The organism is Reyranella soli (assembly GCF_007992495.1).
GTDB classification, from domain to species: domain Bacteria; phylum Pseudomonadota; class Alphaproteobacteria; order Reyranellales; family Reyranellaceae; genus Reyranella; species Reyranella soli.
In genome coordinates this window covers 24,179-41,545 of record NZ_BKAJ01000088.1, presented here as the reverse complement: position 1 = coordinate 41,545, position 17,367 = coordinate 24,179, and the positions used below count along the sequence as shown (strand labels likewise).

Annotated in this window: 20 protein-coding genes; 14 read left to right on the top strand and 6 right to left on the bottom strand. The window is 66.9% G+C overall.

Annotated elements, in window-relative coordinates; genetic code table 11:
* Nucleotides 1–20: 20 nt before the first annotated feature.
* A complete protein-coding gene (locus RSO01_RS24860) occupies nt 21–410 on the bottom strand; it encodes a phosphoribosyl-ATP diphosphatase (RefSeq protein WP_147152461.1) in 390 nt (129 codons plus the stop codon).
* An 84-nt stretch (nt 411–494) separates the two neighbouring features.
* Complete coding sequence (hisF, locus tag RSO01_RS24855) at nt 495–1,268, bottom strand: imidazole glycerol phosphate synthase subunit HisF (RefSeq protein WP_147152459.1); 774 nt, start codon at nt 1,266–1,268, stop codon at nt 495–497.
* Between the two features lie 74 nt (nt 1,269–1,342).
* Here hisF and RSO01_RS24850 point away from each other — a divergent pair, with 74 nt between their 5' ends.
* Nucleotides 1,343–2,296 (top strand): isopenicillin N synthase family dioxygenase, encoded by a 954-nt coding sequence (locus tag RSO01_RS24850; RefSeq protein WP_147152457.1) that lies wholly within the window; start codon nt 1,343–1,345, stop codon nt 2,294–2,296.
* Nucleotides 2,297–2,311: 15 nt separating this feature from the next.
* Here RSO01_RS24850 and hisA read toward each other — a convergent pair whose 3' ends face one another.
* On the bottom strand, nt 2,312–3,040 hold the full coding sequence (gene hisA, locus RSO01_RS24845; RefSeq protein WP_147152455.1) for a 1-(5-phosphoribosyl)-5-[(5-phosphoribosylamino)methylideneamino]imidazole-4-carboxamide isomerase: 729 nt from the start codon (nt 3,038–3,040) through the stop codon (nt 2,312–2,314).
* 60 nt (nt 3,041–3,100) lie between these two features.
* Nucleotides 3,101–4,081, bottom strand: a complete 981-nt coding sequence (locus RSO01_RS24840) for a Bug family tripartite tricarboxylate transporter substrate binding protein (protein WP_147152453.1) — start codon at nt 4,079–4,081, stop codon at nt 3,101–3,103.
* Between the two features lie 114 nt (nt 4,082–4,195).
* On the opposite strand from RSO01_RS24840, the gene RSO01_RS24835 reads away from it, so the two are divergent.
* The 5 genes from RSO01_RS24835 to RSO01_RS24820 all read left to right on the top strand — a co-directional run bounded on the left by RSO01_RS24835 (nt 4,196) and on the right by RSO01_RS24820 (nt 8,124).
* On the top strand, nt 4,196–4,867 hold the full coding sequence (locus RSO01_RS24835) for an FCD domain-containing protein (RefSeq protein ID WP_147152452.1): 672 nt from the start codon (nt 4,196–4,198) through the stop codon (nt 4,865–4,867).
* A gap of 64 nt (nt 4,868–4,931) precedes the next feature.
* Nucleotides 4,932–6,137, top strand: coding sequence for an amidase (locus RSO01_RS24830; RefSeq protein ID WP_308933096.1), 1,206 nt, complete (start codon nt 4,932–4,934; stop codon nt 6,135–6,137).
* Nucleotides 6,137–7,126, top strand: a complete 990-nt coding sequence (phnA, locus tag RSO01_RS24825; protein WP_246158758.1) for a phosphonoacetate hydrolase — start codon at nt 6,137–6,139, stop codon at nt 7,124–7,126. Before RSO01_RS24830 ends, phnA begins: the two co-directional genes overlap by 1 nt.
* Nucleotides 7,116–7,364: an alkaline phosphatase family protein gene (locus RSO01_RS49050; RefSeq protein WP_246158755.1), complete on the top strand. Its 249-nt coding sequence runs from the start codon at nt 7,116–7,118 to the stop codon at nt 7,362–7,364. Before phnA ends, RSO01_RS49050 begins: the two co-directional genes overlap by 11 nt.
* A 1-nt stretch (nt 7,365) precedes the next feature.
* On the top strand, nt 7,366–8,124 hold the full coding sequence (locus RSO01_RS24820; RefSeq protein ID WP_147152448.1) for a maleate cis-trans isomerase family protein: 759 nt from the start codon (nt 7,366–7,368) through the stop codon (nt 8,122–8,124).
* 4 nt (nt 8,125–8,128) lie between these two features.
* Here RSO01_RS24820 and RSO01_RS24815 read toward each other — a convergent pair whose 3' ends face one another.
* Nucleotides 8,129–8,416, bottom strand: a complete 288-nt coding sequence (locus tag RSO01_RS24815; RefSeq protein WP_147152446.1) for a hypothetical protein — start codon at nt 8,414–8,416, stop codon at nt 8,129–8,131.
* Nucleotides 8,417–8,564: 148 nt separating this feature from the next.
* Here RSO01_RS24815 and RSO01_RS24810 point away from each other — a divergent pair, with 148 nt between their 5' ends.
* Nucleotides 8,565–9,758 (top strand): M20 aminoacylase family protein, encoded by a 1,194-nt coding sequence (locus RSO01_RS24810; protein ID WP_147152444.1) that lies wholly within the window; start codon nt 8,565–8,567, stop codon nt 9,756–9,758.
* A 43-nt stretch (nt 9,759–9,801) separates the two neighbouring features.
* Here the strand turns inward: RSO01_RS24810 and RSO01_RS24805 are convergent, their stop codons facing one another.
* Nucleotides 9,802–10,233, bottom strand: a complete 432-nt coding sequence (locus RSO01_RS24805; RefSeq protein WP_147152442.1) for a hypothetical protein — start codon at nt 10,231–10,233, stop codon at nt 9,802–9,804.
* A gap of 136 nt (nt 10,234–10,369) precedes the next feature.
* Between RSO01_RS24805 and RSO01_RS24800 the strand changes: the two genes are divergently transcribed.
* From RSO01_RS24800 to RSO01_RS24770, 7 genes are all read left to right on the top strand, one after another.
* Nucleotides 10,370–11,569: an acyltransferase family protein gene (locus tag RSO01_RS24800; protein ID WP_246158773.1), complete on the top strand. Its 1,200-nt coding sequence runs from the start codon at nt 10,370–10,372 to the stop codon at nt 11,567–11,569.
* Nucleotides 11,570–11,672: 103 nt separating this feature from the next.
* Complete coding sequence (locus RSO01_RS24795; protein WP_147152438.1) at nt 11,673–13,217, top strand: acetolactate synthase large subunit; 1,545 nt, start codon at nt 11,673–11,675, stop codon at nt 13,215–13,217.
* Nucleotides 13,218–13,224: 7 nt separating this feature from the next.
* Nucleotides 13,225–13,917 carry a tRNA (guanosine(46)-N7)-methyltransferase TrmB gene (gene trmB, locus RSO01_RS24790; RefSeq protein ID WP_147152436.1) on the top strand — a complete coding sequence of 231 codons (693 nt, stop codon included), beginning with the start codon at nt 13,225–13,227 and terminating at the stop codon, nt 13,915–13,917.
* A gap of 51 nt (nt 13,918–13,968) precedes the next feature.
* Nucleotides 13,969–14,337, top strand: coding sequence for a hypothetical protein (locus RSO01_RS24785; RefSeq protein ID WP_147152435.1), 369 nt, complete (start codon nt 13,969–13,971; stop codon nt 14,335–14,337).
* Nucleotides 14,338–14,598: 261 nt separating this feature from the next.
* Nucleotides 14,599–15,108 carry a ribosome maturation factor RimP gene (gene rimP / locus RSO01_RS24780; protein WP_246158753.1) on the top strand — a complete coding sequence of 170 codons (510 nt, stop codon included), beginning with the start codon at nt 14,599–14,601 and terminating at the stop codon, nt 15,106–15,108.
* A gap of 25 nt (nt 15,109–15,133) precedes the next feature.
* Nucleotides 15,134–16,669, top strand: coding sequence for a transcription termination factor NusA (gene nusA / locus RSO01_RS24775; protein ID WP_147152433.1), 1,536 nt, complete (start codon nt 15,134–15,136; stop codon nt 16,667–16,669).
* A gap of 18 nt (nt 16,670–16,687) precedes the next feature.
* Complete coding sequence (locus RSO01_RS24770) at nt 16,688–17,338, top strand: RNA-binding protein (protein ID WP_147152432.1); 651 nt, start codon at nt 16,688–16,690, stop codon at nt 17,336–17,338.
* The last annotated feature ends 29 nt before the right edge of the window (nt 17,339–17,367 follow it).

Below are 17,367 nucleotides of genomic sequence, written 5' to 3'. Positions count from 1 at the left end.
AGCGCGGGGTCGCTGTTTCGTCACTTCTGGCTGCGTGACGCCTTTTCGGCGATGCCCGATAGGCCCTCGCGGCGGGCCAGCTCGCTCCATACCGCCTTGGGCTTCACGCCGATCGCCGCCCACAGGGTGAGCAGGTGATAGAGCATGTCGGCGCTCTCGCCGACCAGCTTGCCCTTGTCGCCGCGGATGCCTTCGATCAACGCCTCGACCGCTTCCTCGCCCAGCTTCTTGGCGATCTGCTGGCGGCCGCGGCTGAACAGGCGGGCGGTGTAGGACGTGTCGGGGTCGGCGCCCTTGCGGCTGTCGATCACGAGATAGAGGCGGTCGAGCACGTGCTCGTCGACGCCATCGCCAGCGCTGCTGCCGCGCTTCTTCTTGTGCGCTTTCTTTGCTTTCTTGTTCTTGGCCATCCGGGGATTTACTCCACGCCCGAGGAGGGGACGGGCGATTGCATGCGTCTCTTACAGGGACGCTGCGGCAATTCTACGCCAAAATCACGCGGCGCGCGAGATTTGTCGGATCGGTACGCCGGCCTCGGCTAGCCGTTCCTTCGCTTGGGCGATGGTGAACTCGCCGAAGTGGAAGATCGAGGCGGCCAGCACCGCCGAGGCACCGCCCTTCACCACGCCATCGACCAGGTGATCGAGCGTGCCGACGCCGCCCGAGGCAACGACCGGCACCGGCACGGCGTCCGACACCGCACGGGTGAGATCGAGGTCGAAGCCCGACTTGGTGCCGTCGCGGTCCATCGAGGTCAGCAGGATCTCGCCCGCGCCCGAGTCGGTCATGCGCCTGGCCCAGCCGACGGCGTCCAGGCCGGTCGCCTTGCGGCCGCCATGGGTGAAGACCTCCCAGCGGCCGGGCGCGATCTGGCGGGCGTCGATCGCCACTACGATGCACTGGTCGCCGTATTTCTCGGCCGCCTCGCGCACGAACTCCGGCCGTGCCACGGCGGCGGAGTTGATCGAGACCTTGTCGGCGCCGGCCAGCAGCAGGCGGCGGATGTCCTCGACCTGGCGCACGCCGCCGCCCACGGTCAGGGGCATGAAGCACTGCTCGGCCGTGCGCGCCACGACGTCGAGGATGGTGTCGCGGTTCTCGTGGCTCGCCGTGATGTCGAGGAAGGTGAGCTCGTCGGCGCCGGCGGCGTCGTAGACGCGCGCCTGCTCAACCGGATCGCCGGCATCGCGCAGCCCGACGAACTGCACGCCTTTGACGACGCGGCCGTCTTTGACGTCGAGGCAGGGGATGATGCGGACCTTCAGCATGGCGGGGCCGGACCTTATGCGCCAACCGGCGGTTTGTCGACGCGAGGCCGGGTCGTAATGGTACGCTGCGCGCCATGACGCAGGACGCCGCCATCCCCCTGATCGATGTCGCGCCGCTGCTTGGCGGCGGGCCGGAGGGCGAGGCGGATGTCGCCCGCAAGCTCGGCCGGGCCTGCCGCGACATCGGCTTCTTCTACATCGAGGGCCACGGCATCCCGGCCGGAACGATTGCCGACGTGTTCGCGCAGGCGCAGCGTTTCTTCGCGGCGCCGGCGGCGATCAAGGATCCGGTGCGCTACACCGGCGCCTCGGGCAATCGCGGCCATGTGCCGATCGAGGGCGAGAAGCTGCAGCCGGGAACGCTCCCCGACCTGAAGGAGTGTTTCAACATCGGGCTCGAGCTGGCCAGCGACGATCCCGACCTTTTGGGCGGCCAGCCGTTCCGGCACGCCAATCCCTGGCCGGACCAGCCCGGCTTCCGTGCAACCATGCTCGACTATTTCGGGCATGCCCATCGGCTGGGCCTGGCGCTGCATCGCGCTCTGGCGCGTGATCTCGGCATCGAGCGCACCTTCTTCGACGACAAGCTCAGCAAGCCGATGGCGATCCTGCGGCTGCTGCACTATCCCGCCGCGCCGGTGGCGCCGCGGCCCGGCCAGCTCGGCGCGGGCGAGCACACCGACTATGGCAATCTGACCCTGCTCGCGACCGATGGCGTCGAGGGGCTGATGGTGCGCAATCGCGCCGGCCAATGGATCAGCGCACCGACCGTGCCCGGCGCGCTGATCTGCAACATCGGCGACTGCCTGATGCGCTGGACCAACGACGTCTATGTCTCGACGCCGCATCGCGTCGTCAGCCCCAACCGCGATCGTTATTCAGTGGTGTTCTTCCTCGATCCCAATCCCGAGGCCCTCGTCGCCTGCCTGCCGACCTGCCTCAAGGACGGCGCCGCGAAGTATCCGCCGGTAGTTGCTGCCGACTATCTGCTGTCGCGGCTCGAGCCGACGTACAAGCATACGTCATGACGAAGGGTGTGTGACCTACTCGCCCTTCAGCACGCGAATCGCGTCGGGCACCGTCACGCGGCCATCGTAGAGCGCGCGGCCGACGATGGCGCCGATGATGCCGAACTCCTCGGCCGGCCTGAGCTCGCGCAGGTCGTCGAGCGAGCTCACGCCGCCCGAGGCGATGACCGGCGTGGTGAGATGCTGGGCGAGCGTCACCGTGGCATCGACATTGACGCCGCCCATGGCGCCGTCGCGGTCGATGTCGGTGTAGATGACGGCGGCCACCCCGGCATCCTCGAAGCGCAAGGCGAGGTCGAGGGCGCGCACCGTGCTCTGCTTGGTCCAGCCGTCGACCGCGACGATGCCGTCGCGCGCATCGATGCCGACGGCGATCTGGTTGGGCCACTGCTTGCAGGCGGCCTTCACCAGGCCGGGTTCCTTGACGGCAATGGTGCCCAGGATGACGCGCTGAACGCCGGCCTCGATCCACTGCGCGATGCTCTCGATGGTGCGAATGCCGCCGCCGAGCTGGGCCGGCACCTTCACTTCCTTCAGGATGCTCTCGACGGCGGCGCGATTGACCGGATGGCCCTCGACCGCGCCGTTGAGATCGACCAGGTGCAGCCACTCGCAGCCGGCATTGGCGAACGCCTTGGCCTGGGCCGCCGGGCTGTCGTTGAACACCGTGGCCTTGGCCATGTCGCCGCGCAGGAGTCGCACGCACTTGCCGTCTTTGAGGTCGATGGCGGGGAAGAGAAGCATGGCGGCGGGGTTTAGCGCGACGGGCGGATCGGCGCTACTCCCTCCGGCCGGAGCCGGCCGTCACTCCGGCTTGATGCCCGCGGCCTGGATGATCTTCGCCCATTTCGCGGTCTCGACCTTCATGAAGTCCGCGAGTTCCCCCGACGTCGACGCAGTCACGGTGATTCCCAGCTGCTCGAACTTTTCGAGCACTTCCGGGCTGCGGCTCGCCTTTGCGACTTCGGCCTGCAGCTTGTCCACGATGGGCCGGGGCATTCCGGCCGGCCCCAGCAAGGCATTGTAGATGCTGTACTCGTAGCCGGGCAGCCCTGCCTCCGCGATAGTCGGCACGTCCGGCATCAGCGTCGAGCGCGTCGTGCCGCTTTGGCCCAGCGCACGCAGCGTCCCGGCCCGCACGTGGCGCAGCGACGTCGACATTGCGTCCATGATGACTTTCGTCTGGCCACTCAGCGTGTCCGAAAGCGCGGGGCCGGCGCCTTTGTAATGGACCTCGGTGAAGGACGTGCCGGACATGCTCATGAAGAGCTCGAGGGCAAGATGGCCGCCGGCGCCGATTCCTGGCGTTGCAGCGTCGATCTTGCCGGGCTGCGCCTTGGCCAGCGCGATCAGGTCCTTCACGGAATGCACGGGCAGCGACGGATGAACGCCGAACAGGTAGGTGGTGTAGGCGACATTCGAGATCGGCGTGAAATCGCGCGCGGTGTCATAGGGCAACTGGGCGAATAGTGACGGGTTGGTCGTCAGATTGCCCGACGAGATCATCAGCAGCGTGTATCCGTCGGGTGCGGCTTTCGCGACCACGTCGGAGCCGATGATGCCGCTTGCCCCCGGACGATTGTCGATGATCACCGGCTGTCCGAGATTTTCCGACAGCTTCGCTCCGAGGGAGCGGGCGATCACATCCGAATTCCCGCCTGCCGCATAGGGCACGACGATGCGGATGGGCTTTGCCGGGTAGGACTGGGCAAAGGCGTTCGACGCGCCGGCGATGGCGCACAGGACAATGAAAAGCCGCGCCAGAGATCGGCGAAGTGACAGCATGCGGACGACTCCCTGAAAGCCCTGCTCAGCTAACCTCGAAGTGTTACGTCTACATTAAGATTACATGTAATATTATTGTTGACAATCGGCGTGGTCGAGGACCTTAATCCACCCATGCCGACCAAGCCGCAGCCCGCTGAAACTGCCCTTTCCCTGCTCCGCGCGCGGTCGCTGGCCTCGGCTGCACAGGAGGAAATCGAGAAGTTGATCCTGTCCGGCGAGCTGCCGGCGGGCGACAGGATCGGCGAGGCGGAGATGGCGCTGCGGCTCGGCATCAGCCGTGGCCCGGTGCGCGAGGCTTTCCGCGGCTTGGAGGAAGTCGGGCTCGTCCGCTTCGAGAAGAACCGCGGCGTCTTCGTGCGCGAGATCGATATCGTCGAAGCCGACCAGAACTACGTGGTGCGCGGCGCCCTGGAAGCGCTCGCCGCGCGCATCCTCGCTGAGAAAGTCACGGACGAGGAGAGCCGCGAGCTCCGCGGCATCATCGACGCCATGACCGCGGCGGTCGCGCGCGAGGACCGCGCGCAATACGCCGCGCTCAACCACGACCTGCATCGCCGAATCTTCGAGATGGCCGGCAACACCAAGCTCAGCGAGATGTATGGCCGCATCACCAAGGAGCTGATGCTGTTCCGGCGCCGCAGCCTGGCGCCTGGCCCTACCCTCGACGAGCACCGCGAGATCGTCGAGCGTATCGTCGCCCACGATCCCGAAGGCGCAAGCCGGGCCATGCTCAATCACGTCGAGGTCGCGCGCCGCCGCATCCTCGCCGCCTACGCGCCCTGACGCGATGACCGACCTGACGAGACTGACCGCACGCCAGGCCGCAGGCCTGGTGCGGAAGGGGCAAGTGTCGCCGCTTGAGCTGGTCGACGCGGCCATCGCGCGTATTGCCGAAGTCGAGCCTGCGGTGAACGCGCTGCCGATCCTCTGCTTCGACCGTGCGCGCGATCAGGCCAAGAGGATGATGCGCGAAGGCGCTGCAGCGCTCGAGCGGCCGCTGGCGGGACTGCCGATCGCGGTGAAGGATCTGAGCCGGCTGCAGGGCGTGCGTACGACCTGGGGCTCGCCCATCTTCAGCGACCATGTCGCCGATCGATCCGACATCGGGGTCGAGACGCTCGAGCGCAACGGCGCCATACCGGTGGCGAAGTCGAACGTTCCTGAGCTCGGGATCGGGGCCAACACCACCAATCCGCTGTTCGGCGCCACGCGCAATCCCTGGAACACCGATCTGACGCCGGGCGGGTCGTCCGGCGGAGCGGCGGTGAGCGTGGCGACGGGCGAGGTCTGGCTGGCCGGCGGCTCCGACGGCGGCTGCAGCCTGCGCGTGCCGGCCTCCTTCTGCTCGGTGGCGACGCTGCGGCCGACCCCGGGCCGCATCGCTTCCGGCACGACCAGCCCGGTCGGGCCGCGCTACGCCCTGTGGGAGACGTTGGCGGTAGAAGGGACGATCGGCCGCACGGTCGGCGACGTGGCGCTGATGTTCCAGGCGCAGGTCGGTGCCCATCCGCTCGATCCGCGGTCGATGCCGGCGGATGGCACGTCATTTCTCGCCGCCGTCGTCGAAGCCAACCGCGACCGCGTGAAGCGCGACATGATCTGGAACATCGAGCGCGGCAAGGCGCTCACGTCCGGTGTTATTGCCGAGGCCGAGCGGCGGCGCGCCGACATCGTGCGCCGGATGGCGGCCTTCTTCGAACGCTACGATTTCTTGTTGTGTCCGGCCGCCTGCACTCCGCCCTTCGACGTGAACTGGCCGGCGCTCATGGAGCTCGAAGGCCATCGCTTCGAGCATTATTACGACTGGTACACGATCTGCTTCGTCATCTCGCTCACGGCCAACCCGGCGATGAGCGTGCCCTGCGGTTTTACGCGCGAGGGCCTGCCGGTCGGCCTGCAGATCATCGGCCCCCATCGCGGCGAGGCAGGCCTGCTGAGCACAGGCCGGCTGGTCGAAGAGATGGCCGGCATATCGAGCCGGGTTCCGATCGATCCCCGCGGCCCGGCCCGGTCCGCGCCCGTTGTCCAACCATCGACTCAGGCGGCTTCCTGATGCCCAACGAGATTCTTCTGAACGATCGCCGCTATCGCCTGCCGACGCGGCCCACCGTCGTGATCTGCGTCGATGGCTTCGACCCGAGCTACCTGGAACGGGGCATCACCGAAGGCATCCTGCCGACCTTCCGGCGGCTCCAGGCGGAAGGCTTCGTCGGCCTAGCCGATTCCGTGGTACCGACTTTCACCAACCCGAACAACGCGTCGATCGTCACCGGCGCGCCGCCCTCGGTGCACGGCATTTCCGGCAACTACTATCTCGACCGCGAGACCGGTCGCGAGGTCATGGTGACGGATGCCCACCTGCTGCGCTGCGAAACCATCCTCGGCCTGATGTCGCAGGCGGGCGTGCGCACGGCCGCCGTTACGGCCAAGGACAAGCTGCGCAAGATGCTGGGCCACAATCTCAAAGGCATCTCCTTCTCCTCGCAATTCGCCGATGAATGCAGCCTGACGGAGAACGGCATCGCTGACGCCGAGGCGCTGGTCGGCCGGCCTAAGCCCGACATGTACTCGCCGGACCTCTCAATGTTCGTGCTGGATGCCGGCATCAGGCTGATCGAGCGCGGCGATGCGGAGCTCCTCTATCTCTCGCTGTCCGACTGGATCCAGCACAGCCATGCGCCGGGCGAACGCCAATCGGACGATTTCCATCACGCCATCGACCGGCGCATGGAACGCATGATCGAGCTTGGCGCCGTTGTCGGCGTGACGGCCGACCATGGCATGAACGACAAGGCGGCGAAGGATGGCACGCCCAACATCGTCTTCCTCGAAGACGAGCTCAATCAGCGTTTCGGCGAGGGCGCGGTGCGCGTGATCTGCCCCATCGCCGATCCCTTCGTCCGTCACCATGGCGCGCTGGGCTCGTTCGTGCGCGTCTACGACAAGAAGGGCGTCGGTATCGCGCGGCTGATCGAGGCTGCCGGGCGTCGCGCTCGTCCTCGACGGGCCGCAGGCGGCAGAGCGCTTCGAGTTGCCGCCTGATCGCGAGGGCGACGCCGTGGTCATCGCCGAGAGGAACACCACCATCGGCGCCAGCCGTGCCGAGCATGACCTGTCCACCGTCGACGGCCATCGACTGCGCTCCCATGGCGGGGTCTCCGAACAACCCGTGCCGTTCGTCGTGTCGACGAAACTGACGCCCGACTATGCCGCCATCGCGGGTAGCCGGCGGCTGCGCAACTTCGACATCTTCGATTTCGTGCTGAACGGCACCGCCTAGGATGGACCCGATCCGGCGCATCGGCGTGCTGCTGCCGCCAACCAATGCGGCGTGCGAAGCGGAGTTCCCGCATTACCTGCCGGACGGCTGCGCCGTTCATTTCAACCGCCTGTCGCGTCCGGGCACGGCGATCTCGGCCGAATCCCTGCTCGGCATGATCAACTCGGTCGAACGGACGGCGCACGGCCTCGCCGAGCTCCAACCCGAAGTCATGCTCTATGCCTGCACGACCGGCACATTCCTGGCCGGTCATGCCCTGCATGCCGACATGGGCGAGCGCATCCGCCGGGCGACCGGCATTCCCGGCATCACTACGGCGACCGCTGCGCTCGAGGCCCTGTATACGCTCGGCGCCCGGCGCGTCTTCATGGTCACACCCTATCCGGCGCACATCAACGACCAGGAAGTCGAGTTCTTCGCCTATCACGGCATCACGGTGCCGCGCTGCGATTCCTTCTTTCACGACGACAGCCTGCAGAACGTCCGCCGCAGCTCGGCCGAGACGGCCGACCTCGTGCTGCGCAACAAGGGCCGGCTCGAGGGCGCGGACGCCGTCTTCATCAGCTGCACCAACCTGAAATCGATGGATCAGCTCACCCGGTTGGAAGAGGAACTGGGGCTTCCCGTCATCTCTTCCAACGCAGCGACGCTTTGGCTGGCGCTCTGCTGGATGGGCGCTCCGACGGCGCAGCTGCCGCGTGGGTGCCTGCAGGACCTGACGCCGGACTGGACGATCTGCTTCGCACCGCAGCGCGGCTGATTGCCTACTCCCGCCGCTGCGGTCGGTCGCGCCGACCGGCCTGCTGAGGCTCGGGTTCGAGCTCCGGGCCGCGCTTGCGCAGCGTCTGCTCGATCAGGCCGCGCCCCAGGCGCGTCTTGTCGTCGCCTTCGATCAGCCAGGCGACGCCGCCGGCGCGGCCGACCTGGCCCGCCCGGCGCAGGGCGTCATCGAGCATTTCGTAGGTTGCCGGCAGCAGGCGGTGCTTGGTGGCGAGGAACTCGCGTTCCGAGGTGCAGGTATAGCCGACGGTCCACCAAAGTCTGTAGGTCATGCGAAGTTCCCTTCTTGCGACCCACGACGGACCGGCCGTCAGTCTAGTCCAAGCGCCCTGCCGATCACAGGCCGGTCTTGGGCTGTCGGAGTCGCATGGCGACGCGACCGACCGGCAGCTAATCTGCCGGCCGAACACAAGGATCCCCATGACCCGCTTCACGCCCGATCTCTTTGCCGGCTCTGCGGCCGAGCTCACCGCCATCCGCCGCGACATCCATCGCCATCCCGAGACCGCCTTCGAGGAGCAGAGGACCGCGCAGATCGTCGCCGACAAGCTGCAGTCGTGGGGCATCGAGATCCATCGCGGGCTGGCCACCACCGGCGTGGTCGGCACGCTGAAGGGCAAGCGGCCGGGCCAGAAGACGATCGGCCTGCGCGCCGATATGGATGCGCTGCACCTGCAGGAAAAGAACGAGTTCGACTACGCCTCGGTGCATGCCAACAAGATGCATGCCTGCGGCCATGACGGTCACACCACCATGCTCCTGGGCGCGGCCAAGCACCTGGCGGCGTCGCCCGACTTTGCCGGCACCGTCCACTTCATCTTCCAGCCGGCCGAGGAAGGGCTCGGCGGCGCGCGGGTGATGATCGAGGAAGGGCTGTTCGACAAGTTCAACTGCGATGCCGTCTACGGCATGCACAACATGCCGGGCATCGCGAGCGGCACTTTCGCCATCCGCGCGGGCGCCATGCTGGCCTCGTCCGACAGCTGGGAAGTCACCTTCAAGGGTACCGGCGGCCATGGCGCCATGCCCGATCGCGGCACCGATCCGACCTATGTCGCCGGCCAGTTCATCGTCGCGGTGCAGGGCATCGTCGGCCGCAACGTGCCGCCGAGCCAGGCCGCCGTGTTGAGCGTCGGCCACATCGCGGCCGGCACGCCCGGCTCGCCCAACGTCATCCCGTCCGAGGTGCTGATCAAGGGCACGGCGCGCAGCTTCTCGGCCGACGTGCGCGATCTCCTGGAACGTCGGCTGGCCGAGGTCGCGGCTGGCATCGCCCAGGCTGGCGGCTGCACGGCGGAGAGCAAGTACCATCGGCGCTACCCCGCATTGGTCAACGCCGTCGAGCAGACGTCACTGGCGGTCGAGGCTGCGGCGATGACGGTGGGTCGCGAGAACGTCGATCCCAACACGCCGCGCATCTCGGGTGCGGAGGATTTCGCCTTCATGCTGGAGAAGAAGCCCGGCGCCTACATCATGATCGGCAATGGCGGCCCCGATGAAGGCGGCTGCCACAACGTCCATTCGCCGCTCTACGACTTCAACGACCGCATCCTGACGACGGGCGCGGCCTATTGGGTCAACCTGGTGCAGGTCGAATTGGGCAACGCGGCGTAGTCTTACTGGACCGCGGGCCTCCAGGCCCGCGGTCTGGCAAGAATCAAGCGAGGTAGTCGAACGTCCCGTCGATGCCGGTGATGTCCCAGCCGGAACCATCGTGCAGATGGATGACGGCGTGGGCGTCGGCGCCGAAATCGAAGGACGTCGCAAGCTCAGGCGCGGCGACCTCCCTGCCGGTGACGGCGAGGCCGTCGGCGAGCGTCGCCAGCGCGACCAGCGGATCGTCGGCGGCGATGGCGCCGAGTTGCTCGTCATTGCCGGGAGCGCCGTCGATATGGACGTCGCCCGGCTCGCCGAACACGCGGTCGACCGGCGCGCCGTAGGCGGGCGCCTCATCGTGGCAGGCATCCATCCAGCGCGACTGCGGGCTGGCGTAGATCGGAAGTTCGCGACGATCGAATTCGACCAGATCGATACCGATCAAAAAGGTGGCATCGATGGCCGAGCTGTCGGAGGGGACCGAGTGGCTCATGGTTTAAAAGGCTTTCGTTCTTAACAACTGAAATATTGGTTCAAGTATACTGAATAATCTTTTGGGAATAAAGGGGGAACGCTGAGTTTGACAGTGCGATTTCACACTCGGTGACGATGTACTAGTCTTGCTCGCCATGGCGTCGGTAAAGCGCGAAGAAATCCAGTCACTGACCGGCCTGCGGGGCGTTGCGGCACTCCTGGTTGTCATCGCCCACTATTGGAGCTGGACGAAAGTCACGCCTCAGGGCGCGTTGCCGGACATGCCCTGGGCGGGGGCGGCCGACATCGGCATGGCCATCTTCTTCACGTTGAGCGGCTACGTCATCGCGCTGAGCTACAGCCATTGGGATTGGCGCGACCGACCCGCCTTCAACCTCATCCGGCTGTTCTTCTACCGCTTTGCCCGCCTCTACCCCGCCTATCTCGTCTTTGTCGTCATCGCGATCCTGACCTGGCCGGACATCCAGGATCTCTCGGACCCTGCTGCCCAGAGCTACGTCGTACCCCACCTCCTGCTCTGGCAGTCGTGGATGCCGGTGAAGTATGGCGGCGAGCTGGTCTCTAACGCCCATTTCAACGTGTCGTGGAGCTTGAGCGTCGAGTGTGCCCTCTACCTCGCTTTCGGATTGGGAGCGATCGTTGTCGCTCTGTTGCCGGCATGGCGCTTCAGGAGTTTCATTCTCGGCGTGGCCGGCTTCTACGCCATATGGTTGTTGGTGGATGCGGCTTGGTTGTACCGACAGTCGCTCATGCCGGCGGGCTGGAGCGACGGTGATTGGTATCTGTGGCTATTCCACTTCTCGCCCTTTACCGTCGCCCTGCAATTCCTGCTCGGCGTCGGTGCCTTCAGGGCAACGCTCGTGCCGTTGCCGTCGACCGTGGCAAGGCTTGCCAGCGAACTTGGTCTGATCGGGTTGATAACGGTCCAGGGACTGACCATCGCCGGCCGGCTGGATCACTCGAACGATGCACTGCCTGCCGCCATCGCTACTGTCGGTCTGTTGATCGGGGCAAGATCCGGCAGCATCGCCAATCGCCTGCTGTCGGGGCGTGCTATCGTCTACTTGGGAACGATCTCCTACTCCCTGTATCTGTTCCACCCCATCATCCCGCCGATGGCTCTCCACAACCGGTTCTTCGAGACCTACAGCACGCAGGCTGCGGCCTTCCATGCGGTCAATTTCGTGTCGTCGATTGGCCTCGCCATCATCTTTGCCACGGGGGTCTACAGGCTGATCGAAGTGCCGGGCCGGCAATGGATCCGGGCTCGTGCCGATCGGCTGCTCGGCGTTCAACGGTCGCTTGCCACTCCGGTCCTGGAAGGGACTTCGTAGCAAGGCCGGTCGGCCCGTTCCGCGAAACGCCGGCGAACCGGCTTCGCCCCGGCATCGCGGCGTGTTATCCCCTGCCTATCATTTCTTGCAGTTGGGGCCGACGATGAACGGAGCAGAGAGTCTGGTTCGCACCTTGGTCAAGGGCGGGGTCGAAGTCTGCTTCGCCAACCCCGGCACCTCGGAGATGCATTTCGTCGGCGCGCTCGATCGTGTCGAGGGCATGCGCTGCGTGCTCGGTCTTTTCGAAGGCGTGTGCAGCGGTGCGGCCGACGGCTACTACCGCATGACCGACAAGCCGGCCTCGACCCTGCTGCATCTCGGTCCCGGCCTCGCCAATGCCGCGGCCAACCTGCACAACGCCAAGAAGGCGGGCTCGGGCATCGTCAACATCGTGGGCGAGCACGCGCTCTATCACATCAAGTACGACACGCCGCTCACCGCCGACATCGAAGGCATCGCGCGTCCCTTCTCGCATTGGGTGAAGACCTCGCCGACATCCAAGACCGTGGCGACGGACGGCGCTGCCGCCATCCAGGCCGCCCGCGTGGCGCCCGGCCAGATCGCGACCCTGATCCTGCCGGCCGACACGGCATGGACCGAAGCCGACGGCGTCGCCGACACGCCCGAGACGCCGCTGCCGCAGAAGCCTGCCAACGAAGAGGTCGTCGCCGCGGCCAAGGCGCTGAAGGGCGGCCAGTCGGCGATGCTGTTCATCGGCGGCCGCGCGCTGCGCGCCCGCGGGCTGGAGCTCGCCGGCAAGATCGCCGCCAAGACCGGCTGCAAGGTGCAGGCGGCCGGCGGCACGGCGCGCATCGAGCGCGGCGCGGGCCGCGTGCCCGTGCTACGCCTGCACTTCGTCGTTGAGACGGCGCAGGAGATGCTGAAGGGCACCAAGCACATGGTGCTGTGCGGCGCCAAGGCGCCGGCCGCGTTCTTTGCTTATCCCGGCAAGCCGTCGGTGCTTGTGCCCGAAGGCTGCGACGTCACCACGCTCTGCCCGGTCGAGGGCGATCCGATCGGCTCGCTCGAGGCGCTGGCGGCCGAGCTGGATGCCATGAACGAGAAGCCCGCCGTGGCGCAACCCAAGCGGCCCGATCGGCCGACCGGCAAGTTCACGCTCGACGGCCTCGGCCAGGCGCTCGGCGCCACCATGCCGGAAGGCGCGATCGTCGTGGACGAATCGGTCACGACCGGCCGCGGCTTCTTCCCATACAGCGTCGGCGCGCCGCCGCACGACTGGCTGAACAACATGGGCGGCTCGATCGGCTTCGGTGGGCCGGTCGCGGTCGGTGCCGCCGTCGCCTGTCCGGACCGCAAGGTCATCTGCATGATCGGCGACGGCTCGGCGATGTACACGATCCAGTCGCTGTGGACGATGGCGCGCGAGAACCTCGACGTCTGCGTGATGATCTTCTCCAACCGCAACTACAAGATCCTCTACAGCCAGCTCGCCGATGTCGGCGCGGCCAATCCCGGCCCGCGCGCCATCGACATGCTGACGCTCGATCGCCCGACGCTCGAGTTCACCCTGCTGGCCAAGGGCATGGGCGTGCCCGGCGCCAAGGCGCACGACCTCGAGGAGCTCACCAAGCAGCTCACCTACGCCATGTCGCACAAGGGCCCGTACCTGATCGACGTGGTGATGTAAGGCGTCCATGGAAGAAACCCGCCGACGCACGCTCTACGGTCGTCGTCGGGGCAAGAAACTGCGCGCCGGGCAGCAGTCGCTGCTCGACACGCTGTTGCCTCGCCTCGCGCTCACCGTGCCGGCCGAGCCCGACAAGATCGATCTCGCTCGGCTGTTCGGTGGCGGTCTGCCGCCGGGCGGCGTGTGGCTCGAGGTCGGCTTCGGCGCGGGCGAGCATCTGGTGTGGCAGGCCGAGCAGCATCCCGATGTCGGCCTGATCGGCTGCGAGCCCTATCTCAACGGCGTCGCCAAGTGCCTGGCCCATATCGAGCGCACGGGCGTCGGCAACGTCAGGCTGCTGACCGACGATGCACGGCTGCTGATGGCGGCACTGCCCGATCGCTCGCTGTCGCGCGCCTTCGTGCTGTTTCCCGATCCGTGGCCCAAGATGCGCCATCACAAGCGGCGCTTCGTGCAGCGCGCGACCCTCGACCGGCTGGCCGAACTGATGGTCCCCGGCGCGGAGCTGAGGCTTGCGACCGACGATCCGGGCTACCTGCCCTGGATGGTCGAACATGCCTGCACCCATGCGGCTTTCGACTGGCTGGCCGAGGGCCCTGCCGACTGGCGCGGCCGGCCGGCCGATTGGCCGGCAACACGCTACGAGAAGAAGAAGATCGCGGGCACGCCGACCTTCCTGCGACTGCGGCGGCGGGTGTAGCATGCCGCCGTTTGGGGCGGCGTTTGGGCCCCGGCCCGTTACCGCCGCCGCATGCCGATCCACCTGGAAATCTCCCGGCTGAACCGTCTGCTTGTCATCGTGGCGCGTGGCCCGGTCACGCCGGACGAGGTTCGCGACCTGGTCCAGCAGATGGTGGACAACGACGTCCGGCACTTCAGCAAGATCATCGACGTTTCGGGTTCCAGCATCGACATGAGTCGCGAGCAGGTCGAAGCGATGGCGCTGGCGCTGCGAGCCGAGAAGGGGGCGGCTGCGCGCGGTCCGATCGCCTTCGTCATTCATCCTGAGCGCGAGGGCTTTGCCGACCTCTTCGCCGACGCGACCAAGGGGGATCGGCCGGTCAGGCTCTTCCGCAGCCTGCACGATGCCCGGCGATGGCTGCGGGAGCTTCCCGGGTAGCGGCTGGGACGTCTGGCCGATTTATTTTTCACGCCCCCTGCCGGTGGCGTGAAACGCGATGCTACTACTAATAGAAGTACTGGCGCGGCCGCCCATAAAATACGCAGGATTCCCTTGCTCTTTGGCCAAACTGCGCTTATATCCGCGCCATCCTCATCGGGTTCGCGGGACGAACCAAACAAGAAAGAGTGGGCCCAACGCCCGCTCTTTTCATTTGTGGGAAGCCCGCCGGCCCAAGACACATCGAGACTGAAGCCCCGCGTGACCGAGCTGCTGCGCCGTATCGAAGACATCGTTGCCCCGACCGTGGTCGGCATGGGCTTCGAGCTGGTTCGCGTCGCCATGAGCAAGGGCGGCGGGACGCTGCAGATCATGATCGAGCCGGCCGACGGCAGCCCGATGGACGTCGAGGCCTGCGCCACGCTTTCGCGCGCGCTGTCGGCAGTGCTCGACGTCGAGGATCCGATCCCGGGCAACTACACCCTCGAGGTGAGCTCGCCCGGCATCGACCGGCCGCTGACGCGGCCCAAGGACTATTCAAGGTGGGCGGGACATCTCGCCCGCGTGGAGACCGCCGAGCCGGTCGACGGGCGTCGCCGCTTCAAAGGCACGCTCCTGGGATTGAGTGACGGCGTGGTGCGGCTGCGTCTGGAAGACGGCACGGAGGCGGCGGTGCCGCTCGCGGCCGTGTCCAGGGCCAAGCTCGAAATGACCGACGCGTTGATTGAGGAACATCGGCTCGCCCAGCAGGGGGCGAGCCAGGCTCATTAGTGGATTCGCAAGAGAGGAATTAGTCATGGCAACGACTGCCGATATCCCGCGCCTGGAGATGCTGCAGGTGGCCGACATGGTCGCTCGCGAAAAGGGCATCGAGCGCGAGGAAGTGCTCGAGGCGATGGAACAGGCCATCCAGAAGGCCGGCCGCGCCAAGTACGGCCTGGAGCACGACATCCGCGCCGAGATCGACCGCAAGACGGGCGAGATCAAGCTGCTGCGCTACATGCAGGTGGCCGACCCGGTCGAGAACGAGAATACGCAGGTGCCGCTCGTCGAAGCGCAGCGCCGCAATCCCGAGGCCCAGGTCGGCGACTTCCTGACCGATGAGCTGCCGCCGATCGACTTCGGCCGCGTCGCCGCCCAGACCGCCAAGCAGGTCATCACCCAGCGCATGCGCGAGAGTGAGCGCAAGCGGCAGTACGAGGAGTTCAAGGATCGCGTCGGCGAGATCGTGTCGGGCGTGGTCAAGCGCGTCGACTACGGCAACATCACCGTCGACCTGCAGCGCGCCGAAGGCGTGATCCGCCGCGACGAGACGATCCCGCGCGAGTCTCTGCGCGTGAACGACCGCGTCCGCGCCTACATCTTCGACGTGCGCGAGGAGCCGCGCGGGCCGCAGATCTTCCTGTCGCGCAGCCATCCGCAGTTCATGGCCAAGCTGTTCGGCCAGGAAGTGCCGGAAATCTACGACGGCATCATCGAGATCAAGGCGGTCGCCCGCGATCCCGGCAGCCGCGCCAAGATCGCCGTGCTGAGCCATGACAGCGCCATCGACCCGATCGGCGCCTGCGTCGGCATGCGCGGCAGCCGCGTCCAGGCCGTCGTCCAGGAGCTGCAGGGCGAGAAGGTCGACATCATCCCGTGGTCGGCCGACACCGCGAACTTCATCGTCAATGCGCTGGCGCCGGCCGAGGTCAGCAAGGTGCTGATGGACGAGGAGAAGAACAAGACCGAGGTGGTGGTGCCCGACGACCAGCTCAGCCTGGCGATCGGCCGCCGCGGCCAGAACGTCAAGCTCGCCTCCCAGCTCACCGGCTGGGAAATCGACATCATGACCGAGGCCGAGGAGAGCGAGCGCCGCCAGAAGGAGACGCGCGAGCGCACCGAGCTGTTCAAGGCCGCGCTTGATGTCGACGACGTCATTGCCCATCTCCTGGTGGCCGAAGGCTATGCCGCGGTCGAGGACATCTCCGATTCGGCGGTCGAGGACCTGGCCGGCGTCGAAGGCTTCGACGAGGAGATCGCCAGCGAGCTGCAGCGCCGCGCCCGCGAGTTCATTGAGAAGCGCGACGCGGAGCTGGCGACCCGCCTGGAAGAGCTCGGCGTCGAAGAGGACGTGCGCACGACCGAGGGCCTGACGCTGCCGATGCTGGTGGCGCTGGGCGAGAAGGGCGTGAAGACCCGCGACGACCTCGCCGACCTCGCCTCCGACGAGCTGCGCGAGATCGTGGGCGAGAGCGCCATGGATAACGACACCGCCAACGCCATCATCATGAAGGCGCGCGAGCACTGGTTCGCTGCTGAAGATGGTGCCGCCGAGGCGGCCAAGGCCTAACTGAGGAGACCGACCCACTTGGCATTCGTCAGCGCCATGTCCCGAGCCGAACCCGAGGCTCCCCCGTCGACCGGTCCGCAGCGCACCTGTATTGCGACCGGCGAGACGGGTGCGCCCGAACGCATGATCCGGTTCGTCATCGGGCCGGAAGGCGACGTCGTGCCCGATCTGGCGCGGCGGCTGCCGGGGCGCGGAATTTGGGTGAAGGCGGAGCGGGCGGCGGTCGAGCGGGCCGTGGCGAAGAACTTGTTCGCCAAGGCAGCGCGGGCATCGGTGAAGCCCGCCGCCGACTTGGCCGACCGGGTCGAACGGCTGCTTCTGGAGCGGGCGCTGGCCGATCTCAGCCGGGCGCGCCGGGCCGGACGCGCCATCGCAGGCTTCGTGAAGGTCGAGCAGATGGTGGGCCAGCGGCGCGCCGGACTCTTGATCGTGGCCGACGAGGCCGACGGCGACGGGCTCGGCAAGCTCGAAGCCGTGAGCCGGGCGACAGGCCTGTCGATCGCCCGCCTGGGCGACGCGGCGGCATTGGGTGGAATTTTCGGCCGCGAGCATGCGGTCTATGTGGCGGTCGCCCGCGACGATGCGGGGGGCGCCTTTATTGAGCGGATTGAGGCCGGGGCGGCGCGCTGGCGCGGCTACCGGTTGAACAGCAGTCTCATTGAAAAGTAACGACGGTTGACGGGCCGCAGCGGACCAAG